This window comes from Streptomyces sp. NPDC127117, from assembly GCF_042677325.1.
In the GTDB taxonomy this organism is placed as follows: domain Bacteria; phylum Actinomycetota; class Actinomycetes; order Streptomycetales; family Streptomycetaceae; genus Streptomyces.
Genome location: NZ_JBHXTM010000004.1, coordinates 260371 through 276017, shown reverse-complemented (window position 1 = coordinate 276017; position 15647 = coordinate 260371). Strand labels below are relative to the sequence as shown.

Annotated in this window: 15 protein-coding genes; 8 read left to right on the top strand and 7 right to left on the bottom strand. The window is 70.8% G+C overall.

The window, feature by feature from the left end:
- Positions 1-47: 47 nt before the first annotated feature.
- From ACFVH0_RS06210 to ACFVH0_RS06195, 4 genes are all read left to right on the top strand, one after another.
- Complete coding sequence (locus ACFVH0_RS06210; protein WP_385818298.1) at positions 48-671, top strand: RlpA-like double-psi beta-barrel domain-containing protein; 624 nt, start codon at positions 48-50, stop codon at positions 669-671.
- Between the two features lie 191 nt (positions 672-862).
- Entirely contained in the window at positions 863-1846 is a 984-nt protein-coding gene (locus tag ACFVH0_RS06205; RefSeq protein ID WP_385818297.1) for a helix-turn-helix domain-containing protein, read from the top strand.
- Positions 1847-1966: 120 nt separating this feature from the next.
- Positions 1967-2392 carry a hypothetical protein gene (locus ACFVH0_RS06200; protein ID WP_385818295.1) on the top strand — a complete coding sequence of 142 codons (426 nt, stop codon included), beginning with the start codon at positions 1967-1969 and terminating at the stop codon, positions 2390-2392.
- Between the two features lie 175 nt (positions 2393-2567).
- Positions 2568-3287, top strand: coding sequence for a hypothetical protein (locus tag ACFVH0_RS06195; protein ID WP_385818293.1), 720 nt, complete (start codon positions 2568-2570; stop codon positions 3285-3287).
- A 22-nt stretch (positions 3288-3309) separates the two neighbouring features.
- Here the strand turns inward: ACFVH0_RS06195 and ACFVH0_RS06190 are convergent, their stop codons facing one another.
- The 3 genes from ACFVH0_RS06190 to ACFVH0_RS06180 form a co-directional block, all read right to left on the bottom strand.
- Positions 3310-3957 carry an HAD family hydrolase gene (locus ACFVH0_RS06190; protein WP_385818292.1) on the bottom strand — a complete coding sequence of 216 codons (648 nt, stop codon included), beginning with the start codon at positions 3955-3957 and terminating at the stop codon, positions 3310-3312.
- A gap of 4 nt (positions 3958-3961) precedes the next feature.
- Positions 3962-4360 (bottom strand): hypothetical protein, encoded by a 399-nt coding sequence (locus tag ACFVH0_RS06185; protein WP_385818318.1) that lies wholly within the window; start codon positions 4358-4360, stop codon positions 3962-3964.
- Between the two features lie 109 nt (positions 4361-4469).
- Positions 4470-4847, bottom strand: coding sequence for a nuclear transport factor 2 family protein (locus tag ACFVH0_RS06180; RefSeq protein WP_385818291.1), 378 nt, complete (start codon positions 4845-4847; stop codon positions 4470-4472).
- A 115-nt stretch (positions 4848-4962) separates the two neighbouring features.
- Here ACFVH0_RS06180 and aac(6') point away from each other — a divergent pair, with 115 nt between their 5' ends.
- Positions 4963-5436, top strand: a complete 474-nt coding sequence (aac(6'), locus tag ACFVH0_RS06175) for an aminoglycoside 6'-N-acetyltransferase (protein ID WP_385818289.1) — start codon at positions 4963-4965, stop codon at positions 5434-5436.
- A 54-nt stretch (positions 5437-5490) separates the two neighbouring features.
- On the opposite strand, the gene ACFVH0_RS06170 is transcribed toward aac(6'), so the two are convergent.
- Positions 5491-7185: a CocE/NonD family hydrolase gene (locus ACFVH0_RS06170; protein WP_385818288.1), complete on the bottom strand. Its 1695-nt coding sequence runs from the start codon at positions 7183-7185 to the stop codon at positions 5491-5493.
- 360 nt (positions 7186-7545) lie between these two features.
- Between ACFVH0_RS06170 and ACFVH0_RS06165 the strand changes: the two genes are divergently transcribed.
- Both ACFVH0_RS06165 and ACFVH0_RS06160 read left to right on the top strand, forming a co-directional pair.
- Positions 7546-10128: a bifunctional FO biosynthesis protein CofGH gene (locus tag ACFVH0_RS06165; protein WP_385818286.1), complete on the top strand. Its 2583-nt coding sequence runs from the start codon at positions 7546-7548 to the stop codon at positions 10126-10128.
- Between the two features lie 268 nt (positions 10129-10396).
- Entirely contained in the window at positions 10397-11512 is a 1116-nt protein-coding gene (locus ACFVH0_RS06160; protein ID WP_385818284.1) for an ADP-ribosylglycohydrolase family protein, read from the top strand.
- A gap of 54 nt (positions 11513-11566) precedes the next feature.
- Here ACFVH0_RS06160 and ACFVH0_RS06155 read toward each other — a convergent pair whose 3' ends face one another.
- Together ACFVH0_RS06155 and ACFVH0_RS06150 are read right to left on the bottom strand one after the other, a co-directional pair.
- On the bottom strand, positions 11567-13162 hold the full coding sequence (locus ACFVH0_RS06155) for a sodium:solute symporter family protein (RefSeq protein WP_385818283.1): 1596 nt from the start codon (positions 13160-13162) through the stop codon (positions 11567-11569).
- Positions 13163-13514: 352 nt separating this feature from the next.
- Positions 13515-14297, bottom strand: a complete 783-nt coding sequence (locus ACFVH0_RS06150; RefSeq protein ID WP_385818281.1) for an SDR family oxidoreductase — start codon at positions 14295-14297, stop codon at positions 13515-13517.
- 80 nt (positions 14298-14377) lie between these two features.
- Here ACFVH0_RS06150 and ACFVH0_RS06145 point away from each other — a divergent pair, with 80 nt between their 5' ends.
- Positions 14378-15241 carry a hypothetical protein gene (locus ACFVH0_RS06145; RefSeq protein WP_385818280.1) on the top strand — a complete coding sequence of 288 codons (864 nt, stop codon included), beginning with the start codon at positions 14378-14380 and terminating at the stop codon, positions 15239-15241.
- 140 nt (positions 15242-15381) lie between these two features.
- Here ACFVH0_RS06145 and ACFVH0_RS06140 read toward each other — a convergent pair whose 3' ends face one another.
- Positions 15382-15588 carry a DUF397 domain-containing protein gene (locus ACFVH0_RS06140; RefSeq protein WP_189278436.1) on the bottom strand — a complete coding sequence of 69 codons (207 nt, stop codon included), beginning with the start codon at positions 15586-15588 and terminating at the stop codon, positions 15382-15384.
- Positions 15589-15647: the final 59 nt, after the last annotated feature.

Sequence of the window (15647 nt, the reverse complement as noted above, 5' to 3'; positions counted from 1 at the left end):
TGCCTCGCATACGCGCCGCTCGGAATGTGACATTCAGAGAGGGAACGTTGAGAGCAAGGATCGCCAAAATCGCGGCGGCCGCATTACTGGCCGCCGGCTCCGCCGCCGTGATCGTCGCCACCGCCTCCGCCTCGGAGGACGTCGACACCCCCGTCCCGGTGCCGAGCACTTCAGGACAGCCGGAACCCGGTTCCACCCTTACCGAGTCACCCGGCCCCACTCTCGCCCCGGAGCCGGGCAGCACAACGGCACCCCCGGAGCCGGGCAGCACGACAACGCCGCCCCCGGACCGGAACAGGACCACGGCGCCGCCCCCGGAGCCGGGCCGGACATCGAAGCCGCCGGAGCAGGACGAACCGTCGGACCGGCCGCAGGGCTACAGCGGAACGGCGAGTTTCTTCAGCGCCAACGGGGTACCGGGGGCGTGCGGCCAACAGATCCGAGACGGCGACCTCGTTGTCGCACTGGACTACCGCATGTTCGGATCCGGGACTTCTCAGTGCGGGCGGAAGGTCGAGATCACGCACAACGGAAGGTCCATAACCGCGACGGTCCTTGACGCCGCCCCGACGACGGAGGCGCACGGCCTCGATCTGACGCGCGGCGCATACGAGGCGCTCGCCTCCCCCGACCAGGGGACGATCGACATCACCTGGCGTTTCGTGCAGTAGCCGGCTCACTCCCGAGCACAGGCCCTCGGCAGGTCTCACGCGGCGGAACCCGGCCGGCCGGGTTCCGCCGCGCGACGTTCGGGGCGGCCGGAATCTCCCGGGCTTCGCAGCGCCGCGTCGCGCCGCCGTGGCCCGGAGCCCCGTGCGTGACAGCATTCGCGTCGAGCGTCGGTGGCCAACGGGGGGAAGCCATGCTGCGTATCCACTTCACGGGCAGGGACCTGGAGAACGTGCGCCTCGCGAGCCGCCCCGACCCGCTGTGGGAGATCGTGTGCAGCCTGTGCCGCCTCCAGAACCCCGAGGGGGCACTCGCCTTCGATCCGTGGCGGCAGGCGGCCGGCCGGCTGCTCCGCCGGGGCGGCGCGGCCCGGGACGCGGCATCGGCGCTGCGCAGTCTGGTGCCGCGCGCCGCCTACTTCCCGGACTTCCTCACCCCGCCCGCCGAAGACGGCCCCGATGACCTCCGCTCGGGCGTCGACCGGGTCCTGGCGACCCCGAAACACCGATTGCGCGACGAACTGACCCTGCTGTCGGCGGGCGGCGGACGGCCGTGGGCGGGCACGGAACTGGCCCGGGGCGACATCACGGCGCTCACCGCCCTGGGCGGCAACCTGCGCACGTACCACCAGGAGTTCATCGCCCCGCTGTGGAACCGCATCGGCGCCGCCACGGCCGCCGACACCGCCCTGCGCACCCGCGCCCTGGTGGACGGCGGCACGCGGGCACTGCTGAACAGCCTGCGGCCGATGGCGGTCTGGGAGCCGCCCGTGCTGACCGTCAGCTACCCGGTCGAGCGGGACCTGCACCTGGACGGCCGGGGACTGCTCCTGGTCCCGTCGTACTTCTGCTGGCGGCAGCCGATCACCCTGGCGGACGACCGGCTGCGGCCGGTGCTCATCCACCCGGTCGACCGTACGACCGCCCCGTCCGACGCGTCCTCGGCCTCGCTGGCCCGATTACTGGGCCCGGCCCGTGCCGCGCTCCTGTACGAGACGGCCGTCCGCGCCTGCGCCTCCACCTCCGAGCTGGCCGAGGCGACCGGCCTGTCGCTGCCGAGCGTCAGCCAGCAGCTGGCCGTACTGCGCGAGGGCGGACTCGTCGCGAGCCGCCGGGACGGCAAGCGGGTCCGGCACGCGGCGACACCACTGGGCCGCCGCCTGCTCGCCGGCTGCTGACCCGACGATTTGGCTGGACCCGAAACGACGCGCGCCTCGGTCTCCCGCCGCCACAGACTGCTGGGGAACCGCACGGGAGCCGGCCGTCGACTCGGCCGCCAACAGGAGGAGTTCACCCAGATGCGCGTCAAATACTCTGCACTCGGCGCAGCCACCGCACTGGCCTCGGCGATCGCCATGGGCGTCGTCGCCGTGCCCGCCGAGGCCGACACGCCGGCGAAGAGCATCGCCGCGGTCTCGCCCAGCATCTCGCCGGCCGCGCCGTACAAGCACTACCCCGACGGCACGCCCTCGAACTGCGCGTACGAGAACCTGTGCCTGAGCGTGTGGGACTACACCAAGAACCAGTGGAAGGTGTACTCCCTCAAGACCTGCAACAAGTACGCCCTGTCCAACTTCGAGGGCGACGGCTTCTTCGACAACAACCAGACCAAGGGCACGGTCGCCACGTTCTACGGAGGCAGCGGGAACGTGCTGAGGAAGAGCACCGCCCGCGAGCAGAGTTCCATCGGCTGGAGCCCCGTCTGGTCGGTCCGCAACTGCTGACACCCGGCCAGCACAGCGGCACAGGTGCGGATATGCGTGGAATAGCTTCTTTGAACCCGACCGGTCCTGCGGCGTCACACTCTGGATCTGTCCGAAATGACAGGTATGGGGTCTGTCGGTACGTTCGCCGCAGGTTGGCCGTCCGGCCGACGTCTCTGAGACGGAGAGAAGTGACATGCCTTCGCGTACCTTCGCCGTGGCGGCCGCTGTAGTCGGCGCAGCGGCCCTTGCCACCGGTATCACCTATGCGACTGACGGATCCACCCAGGCCGAACCGGCCGCCGCGCGGGCCGAGCAGCCCGTTCACCAGGCCGCCCCGCCCGCCCGGCAGGCCGCCCCCGCACCGGCCCCCCTCGGTAGCGAAAGCGACAGCGGAAGCGGAACGGAGGGCAAGACGGACGCGGGGAACAAGGCGGACGGGGGAGGCCAGGGAGACCAGGGCGGCGACCGCGGCGGTTCCGACCGCGAGGGCGGCGGGCGTGGCGACGAGGGCGGCGACCGGGGCGGGCGCGGCGGGTACGGCGACGAGGGCGGCGACCGCGGCGGCCGGGGCGGGTACGGCGACGAGGGCGGTGGCCGGGGCGGGCGCGACCGCGGCTACGACCGGAAGGGGGAGGAGAGGATCTTCTTCAACGAGCGGGAGTACACCGCCTATCCGGGGGGCTGCGTCCCCGCGGCCAGCGGGCTGGGATCGAGCAGCTTCAGCATCACCAACAACAGCCGGCACACGGTCGAGGTCTTCCGGGGGTTCGCCTGTGACGGCGGTGCCCCGGTCGCCACGGTCGGCCCCTACGGCAGCACCTACGGTGTCGTGACCCCCGACGTCCAAGGCGGCGTGTTCATCAACAACGGCGTCGCGGGCAGCTTCCGGGTGATCGGCCGCGACGAGTGGTGACGGCCTGAAGCCCCGCGAGTCATCAGCACCCGGACAGCAGCGACGGCAGCTTGCGCATGTCGTCGAAGACCACGGTGTCCGGACCTTCCAGCCAGCGCGCCGGAGTCAGCCCGCCCGCGAAGCCGAAGGCTCGCATTCCAGCAGAACGGGCGGCCTGCACACCGTACTTGCTGTCCTCGACGACCACACAGGAGGTGGGTTCGACACCCATCCGCCGGGCCGCGTGAAGAAAGAGATCGGGGGCGGGCTTTCCGCGTGCGACCTCGGTGGCGCTGAAGATGCGTCCCTCGAAGTGCGCGTAGAGCCCGGTGTGGCCCAGGGTGTGGCGCATCTTCTCGTGGCTGCCGCTGGACGCCACGCAGGTGGGCAGCGCGATGGCGGCCAGCGCTTCGTGGATACCCTCCACCGCGACGAGTTCGGTTTCGACCGCGTCGCGGTGGAGGTCCTCGAAGCGCTGCTGCCAGGCGGCGGAAGCGCCGGGCAACCGGGCGTCGACCAGTTCGCCGATGGACTTGTTCGACCGCCCCACGAACTGCTCGACGACCTCCTCCGCCGTCAGCGCCCACCCCAGCTCGGCGCCCACCTGGACCTGGATGCGTACGGCGATGCGCTCGCTGTCGACGAGAACGCCGTCGCAGTCGAATATGACGAGTTCAGGAGCAGTGATCATCCGCTCAGGATAGGGAACGGGGCGTACGGATCACCGGCCGCTTCCTCGCGGCACTCGCGGCAGTTGCCCGGGACGGGGGAGCGGAAGGCCCGGTCGCAGCGGTCGCAGTTCTGGAGCAGGACGGAGGGCTGCTCCGGGGTCGGCGGGGCGGGACGAGCGCGGTGAGCCGGTACCGGAGGAGCTTGGCGGGGCGCTTGAGGGGCTGGGGAAGGCCGTCGGTGAAGGCGTGCCGGAGCGCGGCGGGCGTGGCACCGCGCTCGAACCAGGTCGCGGCGGCGGGGGCGAGCAGGACGACGTCCTTCTCGGTGAGGGTGATCGCGGCTGCGTGCCGGTGAAGATCGGTGAGTCGACCGCTGGAGGCGCGGTGGCAGGAACGCGCCCGCATCCGCAGCGAGAGGGGCATCCGCTGGGGCGGACGCCCTCTCAACGCCGCAGCCTGACCGACCGCGAACCGCAGCCCCGGAGTGCCGAAAGGGACAAGTTCACGAGAAGGACAGCGGCAGAAGGACGACTCAGGAGGCGGACGGCGCGATCTCCCCCGCAAAGACGATGACCTGGTCGATGAGGCTCCGCCGCAGATGGACGACGTCCGTTCCCGCCAGTCGGGGGCCTCCATCCGGCGTGGTGAAGACCCACTGGTACCGGGCCCACTCGTCAGGCATGTCCACCGCTGAGCAGCGCACCATCGTGCCGGTCCCCGCCGGGTGGCGCCGGATGTCCAGCACGAACCGCTCGACCGCCGCGATTCCTTCGCTGCGACCCAACGGCCCCCAGAAGACCACGTCTGAGGTCAGGGCCTGGGAGAGCAGGGCAGTCACATAGCTGTCGTCCGAGGCGTTGAACGCGGAGATGAATGTGTCGATCGCGGAGCGTGCCGTCTCTTCCTGCATGCCCCAGTAATACCAGCCGTTGCGCGTGCGCTCGTCCCGCGAGCCGCCTTCCGATCACGGTGGACCATCCCGGTCACAGCACTAGGTGGGTTCGCCGCCCGGGGAGAATGAGGGCATGGAGCTGCGTGGGGACAAGGTTGCGCTGCGGCCGGTGGCCGATGGCGATGGTGAGATCCTCGAAAGGGTCGTGAGGGAGCCGGAAGTCGCGGCGTGGTGGTCGCCCCCGGACGGCTACGAACGCATGCTGGCCGTCGTTTTCGAGGGCGAGGTCATCGGCGCCGTCCAGTTCGATGAGGAGAACGATCCCGAGTTCCGCCACGCGGGCATCGACATCTTCCTGACGGCGAGGCACCACGGGAAGGGCCTCGGTACCGACACGGTGCGCACGCTGGCCCGGTGGCTGGTTCGGGAGCGCGGCCATCACCGGCTGACCATCGATCCCGCCGCGGCCAACTCCGCGGCGATCCGCTGCTACGGCAAGGTCGGGTTCAAGCCTGTGGGAATCATGCGGGCGTACTGGCGGGACCACCGGACGGGCGTCTGGCAGGACGGTCTGCTGATGGATCTGCTCGCGGACGAGTTGGTCTGACGCGGCCGGCCCGTTCGCGATCGGGCCGGCCGCACCGACATGCGGTGTGTGGGGTCAGTCCTGGGTGCCGAGGGGGATGTCGATGTAGGACTCGGCGCCCTGGGGAGAGGTGAGTTCGAGGGTGAACACCGGTGCGGTGGTGTTGGCGTAGGTGAAGAACGGGTCGTTGGTGTCGATGACGAGCTGGAGCTGGCGGCCCCTGGCCAGGACGTAGTGGGCGGGCTGGAGGGGGAAGGTCACCGTGGTGGCCTCACCGGCCTGCCCGTCGGTGAGCGTGTAGGGGGCGTGGGTGATGATGGCGGCCTTGCCGGTCGCCGGGTCGCAGTCCATCAGGTAGGCCACGATCGTGGCGTCCGCCTGCTGCGGGGTCACCGTCAACCGCACCTCCAGGTCGCCCTGGACGCGCATGGCCTGCGCCAGCGGCGCGGTGGTCCAGATCGCGGCGAGGCCGCGGTCGATGTCGGCGGTCCTGTAGACGTGCGGCAGGCCCATGCGCTCGGCCAGGCCCGTCTGGACCAGCTTCGGGGCGACGACGGCCTCGGTGCCCTGACCGGTGGCCTTCACGGAGCGGGTCCAGCCCGGCTGCGGGCTGCCCTCGGACAGCTGCCCGTCGCGCTCGCCGGCGGCGGCGTCCGCGAGGTGGAACCGCTTCCGGGGCAGGGCGTAGCTCTCCCAGTCGTCGTGCTGGAGGTCGGACAGGAGGTTGTGCATGTACTCCGAGCGAATGCCGAACCGCGGCACGCGTCCGTCGCCGGCGCTGCCGCCGAGGTGGTGGTCCATCCACCGGTATGCCATCTCGGTGGGCTTGGAGAAGAGGCCGGCCAGGCCGGCGAGTTCGCCGTTGCCGTGGTCGCCGACCTGGACGAGCAGCGACTTGGGCCCCGTCAGGTCGGTGAAGAGGTCGACGACGGCGGGCACCGAGAAGATCGTCTCGTGCCAGGAGGTGGTCAGCAGGATCGGTGTCGCGGCGTCGTTGTACGCGCTCAGGCGGTGCTTGGGCGACCGTACGCGGGCGAACTCCCGGACCTCGTCGTCGATGGTGTTGCTGCGGATCTTCTGGATGATGCCGCGGAACTCCTCCGAGCACCGGTCCTCGTCGAACAGCTTCACGAGCGCCTCGAAGGCCGCCAGGTGCCGGGTGCCGTTCTCGTAGAGCGAGGCGAACAGGTCTCCCCAGGCGCTGGTGCCGGCCACGGCCTTGATCCGTTGGTCGTACGCCGCCGCCAGCAGGCTCGTCCCGGCGCCGTAGGAGGAACCGAAGAAGCCGATCCGGTCGGGATCGACACCTTCGATCTGGACCAGTGCGTTGATGATCTCGGTGGCGTCGGCGACGTCCTGCGGTCCGGCGACGTGGATCTCGCCCGTGGACTTGGCAAGACCGCGCTGGCTGTAGGCCAGGACGGCGTAGCCGCCCAGGGCCCAACGCGGGAACATGCCGAGGTAGGCCCGGTGCCCGATATTGATCAGCGGGGCGGGCAGGACGACCGCCGGACAGGTCTGTCCGGGTGCGAGGTCGCGCGGGACACTCAGCGACGCGTCGAGCATCGTCCCGTCCGGCATGGCGATCGAGAGCTCCGTGTACCGGGCGACCTCCGAGTACGTCTCGTACGTATCGGCCAGGCCCCACTGGTCCAGGCGGCCGATCCGGCGCGGCGACGGGTCCAGCATCCCCTCGCGGATCGCTTCCAGCCTGGCGACGTCGTCGGGGCTGATCTCGAACGGGTTTCCCTGGGTGCTGTCGAACGACACGACTGTGCCCGCCTTCCGTGGCAGAGGTGATGACGAAGAGTCGGACACATGCTCACCTCGCCGGGATCACCCCGGGGAAACGTTTCCCATCGTCCACTCGTACGGGTGGACGGCGCCGTCCAAACCCCCAGGCAGGCAACAGGCCAGAGGTTGACCGAGAACGGCCGGGCGTACCTCGGCGTTCTCCGTCACCGCACACGAGGGCGGCGGTGCGGGTGGGATCGGAGCGGGTCGGCGCTCCTCGGCCGCCTGACGTGGCCCGCCCCCGGTACGCGGTCGGCTCGGGCCCGTCGGAGCTGTCCGGGCTTCGGGGCAGATGCCCCGGTCCGGGGTGCGGGCCTCGCTCGTATGCTCGGGTTCATGACCGATCCTCAGCGCGGACGTCCGACGACCAATTCCATGCGGCGTGCCCTCAAGCGGGCCCGTGACGGTGTCGCCCTCGATGTGGCCGAGGCCGCCGTACTGCTCCAGGCGCGGGGCGAGGACCTGAGGGATCTTGCCGCCTCGGCCGCCCGGGTGCGGGACGCCGGGCTCGAAGCCGCGGGGCGACCGGGTGTGATCACGTACTCGCGCAAGGTCTTCATCCCGCTGACCCGGCTCTGCCGCGACAAGTGCCACTACTGCACCTTCGTCACCGTCCCCGGCAAGCTCCGGCGGGCCGGACACGGGATGTTCCTGTCGCCGGACGAGGTGCTGGACATCGCCCGCGAGGGCGCGTCCATGGGGTGCAAGGAAGCGCTGTTCACGCTCGGCGACCGGCCGGAGGACCGCTGGCCGGAGGCGCGGGAGTGGCTGGAGGCCGAGGGGTACGACGACACCCTCGCGTACGTACGCGCCATGGCGATCCGGGTGCTCGAAGAGACCGGGCTGCTCCCGCACCTCAACCCGGGCGTGCTGACCTGGACGGATCTTCAGCGGCTCAAGCCCGTCGCCCCGTCCATGGGGATGATGCTGGAGACGACGGCCACCCGCCTGTGGTCCGAACCCGGCGGCCCGCACCACGGTTCCCCGGACAAGGAACCGGCCGTGCGGCTGCGGGTGCTGGAGGACGCGGGGCGGTCCAACGTCCCGTTCACCACCGGCATCCTGATCGGCATCGGGGAGTCGTACGAGGAGCGCGCCGACTCCCTCTTCGAGCTGCGCAAGACCGCCCGCGCCTACCACGGCATCCAGGAAGTCATCGTCCAGAACTTCCGCGCCAAGCCGGACACCGCGATGCGCGCCATGCCGGACGCCGAACTGGAGGAGCTGGCCGCCGCCATCGCCGTGGCCCGGCACATCCTCGGCCCGTCCGCCCGCATCCAGGCCCCGCCGAATCTCGTCGACGCCGAGTACGCGCTGATCGTCGGCGCCGGGATCGACGACTGGGGCGGGGTCTCGCCGCTCACGCCCGACCATGTGAACCCCGAGCGGCCCTGGCCGCACATCGACGAACTCGCCGCGAGGACCGCCGAATCGGGCTTCGCGCTGCGGGAACGGCTCACCATCTACCCGGAGTTCATCCGGCGCGGCGAGCCGTGGCTCGACCCTCGCCTCCTGCCGCACGTCCGCGCGCTCGCGGACCCGGAGACGGGGCTCGCGAAGGAGGGCGCGATGCCCGTCGGCCTGCCCTGGCAGGAGCCCGACGAGGAGTTCGGCGCCACCGGCCGAACCGATCTGCACCGCACCATCGACACCGAGGGCCGCACCGGCGACCGCCGCGAGGACTTCGACGAGGTGTACGGGGACTGGGAGGCGCTGCGCGAGGCCGCCGCACCCGGCATGGTGCCGTCCCGGATCGACGGCGATGTGCGCGAGGCGCTGAGCCAGGCGGCAGACGACCCGACGAAGCTCACCGACGAGCAGGCGCTCGCCCTGCTCCACGCGGACGGGCCGGCGCTCGACGAGCTGTGCCGGATCGCGGACACGCTGCGGCGCGACGTGGTCGGCGACGACGTCACGTACATCGTCACCAGGAACATCAACTTCACCAACGTCTGCTACACCGGCTGCCGGTTCTGCGCCTTCGCCCAGCGGCGCACCGACGCCGACGCGTACACCCTCTCCCTGGACCAGGTCGCCGACCGGGCCGCGCAGGCGTGGGACGTCGGCGCGGTCGAGGTCTGCATGCAGGGCGGCATCCACCCGGACCTGCCCGGCACCGCGTACTTCGACATCGCGAAGGCGGTACGCGAACGCGTGCCCGGCATGCATGTGCACGCCTTCTCACCGATGGAGGTCGTCAACGGCGCCACCCGCACCGGCATGTCGATCCGGGACTGGCTGATCGCGGCGAAGGAGGCCGGGCTCGGCTCGATCCCCGGCACGGCGGCCGAGATCCTGGACGACGAGGTCCGCTGGGTCCTCACCAAGGGCAAGCTGCCGACGGCGACCTGGCTGGAGGTCATCAGGACCGCCCACGAGGTGGGCCTGCGCTCCTCGTCCACGATGATGTACGGCCATGTCGACCAGCCCCGGCACTGGCTCGGCCACCTGCGGACGCTGGCCCGGCTCCAGCAGGAGACCGGCGGTTTCACGGAGTTCGTCACGCTGCCGTTCATCCACACCAACGCACCGGTCTACCTCGCGGGCATCGCCCGCCCCGGCCCGACCGACCGCGACAACCGGGCCGTCACCGCCATGGCCCGGCTGCTGCTCCACCCCCACATCACCAACATCCAGACCAGCTGGGTCAAGCTCGGCACGGAGGGTGCGGCCGAGATGCTGCGCTCGGGCGCCAACGACCTGGGCGGCACGCTGATGGAGGAGACGATCTCCCGGATGGCCGGGTCGAGTTACGGCTCGTACCGCTCCATCCAGGACCTGATCGCCATCGCCGAACTCGCCGGGCGCCCGGCGAAGCCGCGCACCACGCTGTACGGGGAGGTCCCCGAGGAGCGGGTGGCGGCGGCGGTGGCGTCCGACGGACACCTTCCGGAGCTGCTGCCCGTGCTGCCGGACTGAGCGAGGCGAGGTGACCGCGGGTCTCCTCGGGAACCCTGGACGGTCGTAGTCGCCATGGCGCCACCATTGAGCGCTCTTGGCCTATGGGGTGGCGGATATCCCCGACCCGTCACCGACCGGTCCCGACCAGTCAAAAACGACCTGCGGGACGTCCGCCCACATACCCACGCGTACCCGTTTCCGGTCTCTCTACCGACCGTTCCCGTTCGATTACAGTGCTGCGCAGTCGCACACGGGCCGGCCTGCCGGCCGACGGGGGAGGGGCACGGTGAGCACAGGGACCACGGCTGTGTGGGGCCGTGTCGAACAACAGGACTTCCGGAGCCGGGTGCGTGGCGCGCTGCTGGGCGGGGCCATCGGGGACGCGCTCGGGGCGGGGGTCGACGGGCTCACGCTCGAAGAGATCCGCGAGGCCCACGGCGCCGACGCGGTCACCGACCTCGTACCCGCGTACGGCGGACGCGGCATCGTCACCGCCGTCACCCAGCTCACCCTGTTCACCGTCGACGGGCTGATACGCGCCCAGGTCCGCCGCGACACCGGCGCCTGGCACCCGCCCACCGACGTGCACCGGGCCCATCTGCGGTGGGCGGCCACCCAGCACGACTGGGGGCCCGACGAGCGACGCAAGGACAACGGCTGGCTGGCCGGGCAGGAATGGCTGTACGCCCGTCGCGGCCCGACCCGGGAATGCCTGACGGGGCTCGGCGACACCACCATGGGCACCCTCGACCAGCCCAAGAACCCCCAGGCGCGGGACTCGGCCGCCCTCACCCGGTCCGTGCCGTTCGGGCTGCTCGTCGGCTGGGAGCCCCAGCTCGTCCTCCAGCTCGCCGTCGAGTGCGCCGCCCAGACCCACGGCCACCCCACCGCCCTGCTCTCCGCGGGCGCCCTCGCCGTCATGGTGCACGGCCTGGCCCGGGGCGAGACCCTGGACGGCTCCGTCCAGCACGCGCTGGCCCTGCTCGCGGAGCGCCCGGGACACGAACCGGTCACCGAGGCGCTGAAGCAGGCCCTCGGCACGGTGCGCCAGGGCATCCCCGGGCCCGCCCTGATCGAGTCGCTGGGGGCCACGGACGCGGCGGAGGAGGTCCTCGCCGTCGCCGTGTACTGCGCGCTGGTCGGAGAGGACATCCGCCACGGGCTGCGGCTGGCCGTCAACCACGGCGGGCCCTCCAGGGCCACCGGGGCGCTGTGCGGGGCACTGCTCGGCGCGCTGCACGGCGAGACGGCGCTGCCGCCCGCCTGGCTGGCCGAACTGGAGGGCAGGCCCACGGTGCTGGAGCTCGCGGACGACTTCGCCATGGAGATGACGCAGGGCCCGGCCCTGCACAGCCCGTCGGCCGCCGCACCGGGCTGGCTGGCCCGCTACCCGCGCGCCTGAGGCACGTACGGGCGGGGAATGGCCCCCGCCCGCCCGTACGGCGTCGCGCGCCGGTCAGTCCTTCACGTCCTCGGTGAGGCTCCTCTCCCCGGGGCCGGGCTGCGCCGGCACACTCGCACCGGCCGTCGCGCCACCGGCGTGACCGTCCCCGTCCCCGTCGGCGTCCGAGTTGATCCGCTCGATGACCGCGTCGCGCTCAGGGGTGTCCTCCGGCTTGATGAAGCCGATCACGATGTAGAGAACCAGCGAGATCGCCAGCGGCAGGGCCACCTGGTACTGGAGCGCGACATCCGTCTTCACCGAACCGTCGAGGTTGTAGTTGGTGAAGTAGAACGCCAGCAGCCCCGCCGCCCAGCTGGTGAGCGCCGCCGTCGGGCCGGACCTGCGGAAGCCGCGCAGCAGGCCGAGCATGAACGGGATCGCGATCGGACCCATCAGACCGGCGACCCACTTGATGACGACCGAGATGATGTCCTTGAACGTCGGCGAGTTGATCTGGGTGGCGAGCGCCATCGACAGGGCGAGGAAGCCGAGCGTCGACAGCCGCGCCGCCAGCAGCCCCGCCCGGCTGCCCCACTCGCGTGCCGACCTGGACAGGACCGGGGCGATGTCCCGGGTGAAGACCGCCGAGATGGCGTTGGCGTCCGAGGAGCACATGGCCATCGTGTGCGAGAAGAAACCGACGACCACCAGCCCCAACAGGCCGTGCGGCAGCAGTTGTTCGGTCATCAGGGCGTAGCTGTCCGAGGCGTCCGGCTTCTGCGCGTGCACCAGCAGCGGGGCGCACCACATCGGGAAGAACAGCACCGTGGGCCAGACCAGCCACAGCGCGGCGGAGAGCCGGGCCGAACGCTTCGCGGCGGCGGCGGACTCCGTGGCCATGTAGCGCTGCGCCTGGTTCCACATGCCGCCGTTGTACTCGAAGGTCTTGATGAAGAGATACGCCAGCAGGAAGGTCACGGTGTACGGGCCGGCCGTCGGGTCCGTGTGCCCCTCGGGCAGCTTGTCCCAGACCGTCCACAGGGTGCTGAAACCGTCGAGCTCGCTCATGGCGGTGACGAGCATCGCGACACCGGCGAGGAGCTGGATGATGAACTGGCCCAGCTCCGTGAGCGCGTCCGCCCACAGGCCGCCGACCGTGCAGTAGACGGCGGTGATGCAGCCGGTGATGAAGATGCCCTGGGTGATCGAGATGCCGGTGAAGACGGAGAGCAGGGTGGCGATGGCCGCCCACTTGGCGCCGACGTCCACGATCTTCAGCAGCAGCCCGGACCAGGCGAGCGCCTGCTGCGTCTGGATGTTGTAGCGGTTTTTCAGGTATTCGAGCGGGGACGCGACATGCAGCCGAGAGCGCAGCCGGTTGAGCCGGGGAGCGAAGAGCTGGGCGCCGATGCCGATGCCGATGGCGATCGGCAGCGACCAGGTCACGAAGGACGTCACGCCGTACTGGTAGGCGATACCGGCGTACCCGGTGAACATCACCGCGCTGTAGCCGGACATGTGGTGCGAGATGCCGGACAGCCACCACGGCATCCTGCCGCCCGCGGTGAAGAAGTCACTGACGTCGTCCACGCGCTTGTGGGACCAGAGCCCGATCGCGACCATCACTCCGAAGTAGCCGATGAGCACGACCCAGTCGAGACTGTTCATGTGCCCCCTCCTGGGGTCCGCCTTGTGAACGGGGAACGCACTTCGCCAGTACGGCCGTTCAGCGGGGCCCCGTGCGGGAGCGGGGACATCGGGGATTGAACCGTCTGCCCGGCACCCCGGTCAAGGCTTTCACGGTCAGGGATGTGAACGCAGATCAGCGATTCGAACGATTTTGCTTGCTCTTGACCTACGCGGTCGTTGTCGCCGACGTGACGGCGGACACACGATGAGCGGGCACTTCGTCAGGTTGCACAGAGAGCACCGCGCAGGGAACGCTGCGCGGCGAACGAGGAACGCCGCACGGGTTGCGGGCCCGTGCGGCGAAGAAGGGGAGGCTCATCGCATCAGCCGCCTACCGCATCAGCTCGCCCGCGTTGACCAGGAGCGACTGTCCGGTGATCGCCCGCGCCCGGTCCGAGGCCAGGAAGGTGACGGCCTCGGCGACATCGCCGTCGGTGGCCGGTTCCGGGAGCGCCATGCGTTCGGTGAGCCTGCCCAGCACCTCGGCCTCGGGCACCCCCTCGCTGTGCGCCGTGAACCGTACGAACGCCTGCACCGGCGGCCCCCACATCCAGCCCGGCAGCACCGTGTTCACCCTGATCCGGTGCGGGCCCAGCTCCTGCGCCATGGAGTACATGGCCGAGGTGAGCGCCCCCTTCGAGGCCGCGTACGCCGCCTGCTGGACCTGGGTCGGCGCGGCCACCGAGGACTGCGTACCGATGATCACCACCGAGCCGCCGCGCTCCTTGAGGGCGGGCAGACAGGCGCGGGTCATCCGCAGCGTGCCGAGCAGATTGACGTCGATCACCGACTGCCAGGTGGCGAAGTCGGCGCCCTCGATCCCGCCGAAGTAGCTGTCCCGGGCGGCGACATGGACCACCGCGTCGATCCGCCCGAACCGCTCAAGGGCCAGCGCGGCGAGCGCCTCGCACTGCGCCTCGTCGGTGATGTCGGTGGCCAGCTGGGCGGTGTGCCGGCCGTCCGGGTCGATCTCGGCCGCCGACTTGGCGAGATTCGCGGCGGTGCGCGCCCCGAGCACCGCGTCGCCGCCGTCCCGTACGACCGCCGCCGCGACCCGGTGCCCGAGCCCGGCACCCACCCCGGAAACGATGACGGTCTTCCCCGCTAACAACATCGGCGGCCTCCCGGCTCTGGCAGATCTCCTGACGGGGCGTCAGAGTAGGACGCCGCTGCGGAGTACGGAAGGGGAACGGCATGAGCGACGAGACGCGGAGCGACACCTATGCCGAACTGGCCGCGCTGGGGCCGTACGGCGTCCATCCCGGCCACGCGCTGATCACCATGGTGGAACCGCACCCGGGCCATGAGTACGCCTACAACCGCTGGTACGAGGACGACCACTACTACGCGGGCGCGATGGCGATGCCCTGGATGTTCGCCGGGCGCCGCTGGGTGGCCACCCGGGAGCTCCAGGAACTGCGCTACCCGGAGGCGTCCGCGGTCGCGCAGCCCGTCACGGCGGGCTGCTACCTGTCGACGTACTGGGTGACGGACGGACGCTACGACGACCACATGCGGTGGACCGTCGGCATCAACCGGAGGCTCAACCGGGACGGCCGGGTCCACCAGGGCCGGACCCATGTGTTCACCGCGTTCCAGGACCACGAGGCGACGGTCTACCGGGACGGTGCCGCCGGGCCCCGGGACTTTCACGCCCTGGACCACCCCTACCGGGGGCTGGTCCTCCAGGTGATCGACGCGGAGGGGGACGGCGAGGGAGGCGGCGAGGGAGGCGGCGCGCGGGGCGAGTTGCTGGAGTGGCTGCGGGCGCGGCATCTGCCCGAGCGGCTGGCCGGCTCGCCCGCGGCGATGGTGACCGTCTTCCGGCCCACGCCGCTGCCGGGCGACCGGATGAGCTATGTGAAGCAGGTCGAGGGGGTCGACACCCGGCTGACCCTGCTGTGGTTCCTCCAGGAGGACCCGAGGGAGTGCTGGAACGAGCACTTCACCGGGCTCGACGCGGCGGTCACGGAATCCGGCCTGGGGCGGGTGGAGCTGGTGGCGCCGTTCATCCCGACGGTGCCGGGGACCGACCTGTACGTGGATCAGCTCCGCTGACCGGCTTCACCGGGCGGTCGCGATCGCCCGGCTTCCCGTCGGATCGGGCACCGAGCCCCCTCGGCCAGGACGGCGGACCAGTCGAGAGGGCTGACGGCAGCACCGGATCCGGCGCCGCGATGCGAACGGTAAATCATCGGTCAGGCGTCGACCGCACCCTTGCCGACATCGCGCACGAATGCGTTCCAGGCGGCGGGGACGAACGTGATCGAGGGGCCCTCGGGGGCCTTCGAGTCACGTACCGCAATTGCCTGCGTGAGAGGGGACTTGACTTCGACGCAGGCGCCGTTGCCCCCGGAATACGAGGACTTCGTCCACTTGTCCGTAGCACCCTGACGAATGGCCATGTTCACTCCGGTTCAAAGAGTCGCGTGTATGACACCAACAGTTTTCCGGTTGGTGTGAT